The sequence below is a fragment of the Arthrobacter sp. JCM 19049 genome (genome assembly GCF_001310435.1).
Map to the genome: position 1 here is coordinate 1 of NZ_BAXF01000211.1, position 3,622 is coordinate 3,622.

The 3,622-nt window shown below is 65.8% G+C and carries 3 pseudogenes; 1 reads left to right on the forward strand and 2 read right to left on the reverse strand.

From position 1 onward, the window contains the following. Positions 1 to 187: 187 nt before the first annotated feature. Positions 188 to 1,566: pseudogene (gene allB, locus JCM19049_RS09620) on the forward strand (allantoinase AllB). A gap of 921 nt (positions 1,567 to 2,487) precedes the next feature. On the opposite strand, the pseudogene JCM19049_RS09630 reads toward allB, so the two are convergent. Next, a pseudogene (locus JCM19049_RS09630) lies at positions 2,488 to 2,942 on the reverse strand (thiamine pyrophosphate-dependent enzyme). After that, positions 2,882 to 3,622, reverse strand: a pseudogene (locus JCM19049_RS09635) (hypothetical protein); the annotation flags it as partial. The pseudogenes JCM19049_RS09630 and JCM19049_RS09635, both read right to left, overlap by 61 nt.

Consider the following 3,622-nt stretch of genomic DNA (forward strand, 5'->3'; position numbering starts at 1 on the left):
GTGGACCTGGTGAAGGATCCGGGCGAGGCCATGACCCGCTCGGCCGAACTGGTCACCGAGGCCGGCACCCGGCTGGCCAAGACCATCGCGCAGGAGCATGCCGCGAGCACCACCGCGGGCCGCCGGTAGGCAACCGGCACCCACCCGCACCCAAGGAATCACACATCAGGAATCAGGAGCACGAACTGTGAGCACCGAAACCACCCAGGCCGCCACCGGCACCGAGACGACCACCGAGTTCGACTTGGTGTTGCGCGGCGAACGCATCCTGACCACGGCCGGAATCACCGCCCGCGAAGTGGGCGTGAAGGACGGGAAGATCGTGGCCATCGAACCGCTGGGCAACAACCTGCGCGGCGAACGGGTCATCGAGGTCGGTGCCGATGAGGTGCTGCTGCCGGGCCTGGTGGACACCCACGTCCACGTCAACGAGCCGGGCCGCACCGAATGGGAAGGCTTCGAATCGGCCACCAAGGCCGCCGCCGCCGGCGGGGTGACCACCATCGTGGACATGCCGCTGAACTCCATCCCGCCCACCGTGAACCTTCAGGCGCTGGAAATCAAGCGCGAGGCCGCCAGCACCAAGGCGTACGTCAACGTCGGGTTCTGGGGCGGGGCCATCCCGGGGAACAAGAAGGACCTGCGCGAACTGCACGACGCCGGGGTGTTCGGCTTCAAGTGCTTCCTGCTGCACTCCGGCGTGGACGAGTTCCCCTCCCTCACCGTTGAGGAGATGGAGGAGGACATGGAGGAGCTGAAGACCTTCGACTCGCTGATGATCGTGCACGCCGAGGACTCCCACGCCATCGACCGCGCCCCGGACGCCGAGGGCGACCAGTACGAGCGGTTCCTCAAGTCCCGCCCACGCGGCGCGGAAAACGTGGCCATCGCCAGGTGATCGAGCGCGCCCGCTGGACCGGGGCCCGCGCCCACGTGCTGCACCTGTCCAGCTCGGACGCGCTGGCCATGATCAAGAGCGCCAAGGCGGACGGTGTGAAGCTGACCGTGGAAACCTGCCCGCACTACCTGACCCTGCTGGCCGAGGAAATCCCCAACGGCGCCACCGCCTACAAGTGCTGCCCGCCGATCCGTGAGGCCTCCAACCGCGAACTGCTGTGGAAGGGCCTGGAGGAGGGGGTCATCGACTGCATCGTCTCGGACCACTCGCCCTCCACCATCGACCTGAAGGATGTGGAAAACGGGGACTTCGGCGTCGCCTGGGGCGGGGTCGCCTCCCTGCAGCTGGGCCTGCCGCTGATCTGGTCCGAGGCCAAGCAGCGCGGCATCGGCCTGGAACAGGTCATTTCGTGGATGTCCACCAAGCCGGCCGAACTGGCCGGGCTGAAGAACAAGGGCGCCATCGCCCTGGGCAACGACGCCGACTTCGCGCTCTTCGCCCCGGATGAGGCGTTCGTGGTGGACGTGAAGAAGCTGCACCACAAGAACCCGATCTGCCCCTACGAGGGCAAGACCCTGGCCGGGGTCATCCGCTCGGCCATGGTGGGCGGGGTCGACGTGGACTTCCAGACGCCGAAGGGCAAGCTGATCCGACGCGGCGAGGCGTAGGAAGTCTGCCGCAGCAGCCAGCGCCTCCCCTCACGAGATAACTTCGAAGTGAGGGGAGGCGCTTTTGCTTTTCCCGCGAGCTAGGTCAGTGCTTCTCAAATCGAGGTAAACCGTTACCCGCACGGCGATGCTAAGAAGGCTCGTGATGCCTTGCCTAGCTCCTGGTTGTGGTGCGCCCCCCAGGTGCGCCCGGCAACACTCAGGCAGGTGCCCGGTAGGGCGATGAAGGCCAGGGTGTACAGGGGCGAGAAAGAGATTCCTGCGCTCGTGCTCCTGCCGCGGACGGCGACGAGCAAGGTCAGCGGCAAACGCGCCTTAGGATCAGCGCTGCGTTAGTTCGGCAATGGCGGCCTTCCAATTGTGAAGCGGCTACTTGGACAGCTCCACACCATGTCAGGAGGTCTTCATCCGCCGAGCAATTCAACGCGCCTCACCGAGCACTACACTTAGCGTCGACGCCTGTGCTTTGAATGCAGAAGTGGCGCTTCTGCCTTTATCCGCTTGCGTCCCGAGGCAGACCCGGTATCCGTTTCCTGCTCTTCCCACTCCCGGTTCCGTCGCTTGCAGACGGTGACGATGGTTCGCCGGATCGCATCGGAGAGCACCATGACGGAAAGCGCCGTCCAAAATGCAAGCCAGAGCCACTGCTCCAGTACAGTGAAGGACGTGAAATGCCACGGCCGCCGAACGCTGGGAAGCTCCTCAGGCGGCTGAACGACGCCGCTAACCCAGAGCAGGGCCAATGCCGCGATTCCCAGGCAAATCAATCCGACCAGCAGCTCGGTTAGCGCAGGGCCCCACTTCATGCCTTGTTGGTGTCGACTCGTTGCGCGTGCTGCCACTTAATCAGTCCACGTCCTTTCCATGGGGTCCTCGTCATACAATCGGTGAGCGCTATTCGTCTGGTATATGCTGCTGCAGCTAGGCGCTTTCCAAGGCCTCCTTGGACTTGGCGATCGCAAAGCCCCACGCGTCCGAGACGGTGGCCTTGGGCGGCAGCGAAATCTCCTGCGGGTTGGTCTGGATGTCCAACAGGTAGGGGCCCTCGCTGGCCAGGGCGGCGGCGACGGCGGCATCCAGCTGTTGGGGGTCGGTGACCCGCTGCACCTTCAGGCCCATGGCCTGGGCCACCGCGGAAATGTCGGGGTTGTCCAGCTCGGTGCCGAATTCCTGCAGCCCGCCCTGCTCCTGCTCCAGCTTCACCATGCCCAGCCGCCCGTTGTTGTACACCACGAACTTCACCGGCAGGTTGTAGGTCACCGCGGTGCGCAAATCCCCGAGCAGCATCATCAGCCGCCGTCCCCGCAGTTGGCGATCACCTGGCGGGTGCGGTCCAGGGCCTGGGCGCCCAGCGCCTGAGGCATGGCGTTGGCCATGGAGCCCAAGTTGTAGGAGCCAGCAGCCGCCGGGTCCCGCTCATCGTGATGAACCGGGAAAGCCAGACGGTGGACATGCCGGTGTCGCTGGTGAAGATCGCGTCCTGGTCCGCCTGAGCGTCCAGGGCGGCGGCCACCGCCTCCGGGCGGATCAGCTCATCCGGGTTTTCCACCAGGCTGCGCACCTTGCCGATCAGACCTCGGTCCCGCTGCGGGTCGGTGATCTTCATTTGACGCTGCATCCAGTGCTCGTAGTCCTTGCGCATGGCGCTCAGGTGCTTGCCCTCGCGCGAGGTGTTCAGCAGCGGCAGCAGCTCGGTGAGGGTGGGCTGCACGTGCCCGACCAGGGAATGGGCCACCTGGGTGCGCCGGCCAATGTGCTCGGCGCGCATGTCCAGCTGGATCACCGTCTTGCCGGTGGGGTACCAGTCCCGGTAGGGGAAGTCGGTGCCCACCAGGAACAGCACCTCGGCCTCATCCAGCGCCTTGGCCGCCGCCGGGTTGCCGATCAGCCCGGTCTGCCCCACCTGGTAGGGGTTCTGCTCTTCCAGGCCCTCCTTGGCCTTGAGGGTCAGCACCATCGGGGCCTGCAGCCGCTCGGCCAGCTCGAGTACCTCGGGACGTGCTTCCCGGGTGCCCACGCCCACCAGCAGGGTGACCTTCGCGGCGTCCTGCAGCAC